The organism is Amycolatopsis sp. NPDC052450 (assembly GCF_044547565.1).
Taxonomy (GTDB): Bacteria; Actinomycetota; Actinomycetes; order Mycobacteriales; family Pseudonocardiaceae; genus Amycolatopsis.
In genome coordinates this window covers 1-2,125 of the sequence record NZ_JBIUAQ010000065.1, presented here as the reverse complement: position 1 = coordinate 2,125, position 2,125 = coordinate 1, and the positions used below count along the sequence as shown (strand labels likewise).

Here is a 2,125-nt window from a genome sequence, read left to right as displayed (position 1 = left end):
GGGATCAACGCGAGCGCGACCACGAGACCGGCGAGGATTTCGGTGCGGGCGACCTTGGGCGACAACCACGACGGGCGCGTGAACACCTGGGTCACGAAACTCGACACAGACCGACGACCTGACTTCTCGGGCGCGATCACTGCCACGGCGCGCTGGAGGCTTGATGAGCGCTTGACGTTAGTCGAGCGAATCATCGCGGCATCGAGCCTCCCCCGCCGAATGAGGCCGTGATCACGCCGACGGCCACGGCGGCCGGGCAACCCCGGTTTCGGACGAGGAAAGCCGGTGAGGTGAACTGGACCCAGCGGCAGACGCTGAAGATCGCAGCCCGGAGGAGTCGAGTGTGACGGCAGGCAACACAGTCCAGGCCGAACGGCCCGAGGTGATCGCCGAGGCGAGCCGTCGCCGGACGTTCGCCGTCATCAGCCACCCCGACGCCGGCAAGTCGACGCTGACCGAGGCACTGGCGCTCCACGCCCAGGTGATCTCGCAGGCAGGCGCCGTGCACGGCAAGGCCGGACGACGCGGGGTGACCTCGGACTGGATGGAGATGGAACGCGCACGCGGCATCTCCATCACCTCCGCCGCGCTGCAGTTCGTCTACGGCGACACCGTGATCAACCTGCTGGACACGCCGGGGCACGCGGACTTCTCCGAAGACACCTACCGGGTCCTTTCGGCCGTCGACTCCGCCGTCATGCTGCTCGACGCCGCCAAGGGCCTGGAGCCGCAGACGCTGAAACTGTTCGACGTCTGCCGCTACCGCGGGATCCCGGTGATCACCTTCATCAACAAGTGGGACCGGCCGGGCCGGGAAGCCTTGCAGTTGTGCGACGAGCTCACCGACCGGATCGGCCTGCAACCCATGCCGCTGACCTGGCCGGTCGGGACGGCCGGACATCTGCGCGGCGTCCTCGACGTCCCGAGCGGGGACTTCGTCCGCTACCTGCCCACCGCGCACGGGACGACGCTCGCGCTGGACGAGCGTCTCGGCGCCCGGGAGGCGGAGGCCGACCTCGGCGCCGACTGGACACAGGCCCAGGAGGAATCGGAACTCCTGCGCGCCGCCGACGGCGAGTTCGACGCCTCCCGCTTCTTCGCCGCCACCGCGACCCCGGTGCTGTTCGGCGCGGCCGTCCGCAACTTCGGCGTCCGCCACTTGCTGGACCTGCTGGTCGAACTCGCGCCGCGGCCCGCCCCGCGCGCGGACGCCGAGAGCCGGATCCGCGCCTTGGACGCGCCGTTCTCGGCGTTCGTGTTCAAGGTCCAGACCGGAATGGACCCCGCGCACCGCGACCAGGTGGCGTTCGCCCGCGTGTGCTCCGGGGTGTTCGAACGCGGCATGGTCGTCACGAACGCCACCACCGGCAAACCCTTCGCCACCAAATACGTGCAGCAGGTGTTCGGCCAGCAACGCTCCACAGTGGACACCGCCTATCCGGGTGATGTCATCGGGCTGGTCAACGCCACCGCGCTGCGGGTCGGCGACACGCTGTACTCCGGCAAGCCCGCCGTGCGGTTCCCCGGCCTGCCCAGCTTCGCCCCCGCTCACTTCGCCGTCGCCCGGCCCACCGACCTCGGCCGCGCCAAGCAGTTCCGCAAGGGTGTCGAGCAACTCGGCGCGGAGGGCGTGGTCCAGGTGCTGCGGTCGGACCTGCGCGGTGACGCCGCCCCGGTGTTCGCCGCCGTCGGGCCGATGCAGTTCGAGGTCGCCGCCCACCGCATGAACGCCGAATTCGGCTCACCGATCCGGCTGGACAATCTGTCCTACCAGGTGGCCCGGCGCCTCGCCGACCCCAGCCAGCGTCCCCTCGTGGACAAGGGCCGCAACAGCGAGGTCCTCACCCGCCTCGATGGCGCCGACCTGGCCCTCTTCGCCGACGAACTGGCACTGCGGCTCGTGATGCGAGCGAATCCCGATCTGGCGCTGGAGCCTTTGGTGGCCGAAGGCGGCTGAAGTACATGATGGCCCCTTCCTGTACCTAGACGCCCGAGTCGGAAGTTCGTGTGGTGATTCGGCGTGGTGCCGAAAGGATCTTGTTCTTGCTTCGCGCGGTGAAGATGCTGTCGCCTGAGGCCGTGAGCATTCCGCTGACTTCATGGTGTCGGGTCGCGGGGATTCGCT

At 69.1% G+C, this 2,125-nt stretch carries 1 protein-coding gene; it reads left to right on the top strand.

Translation table 11 applies throughout. The annotated features are described in order from the left end of the window. Window positions 1-343 precede the first annotated feature (343 nt). Complete coding sequence (locus ACIHAO_RS42910) at window positions 344-1,957, top strand: peptide chain release factor 3 (protein WP_396568101.1); 1,614 nt, start codon at window positions 344-346, stop codon at window positions 1,955-1,957. Window positions 1,958-2,125 lie beyond the last annotated feature (168 nt).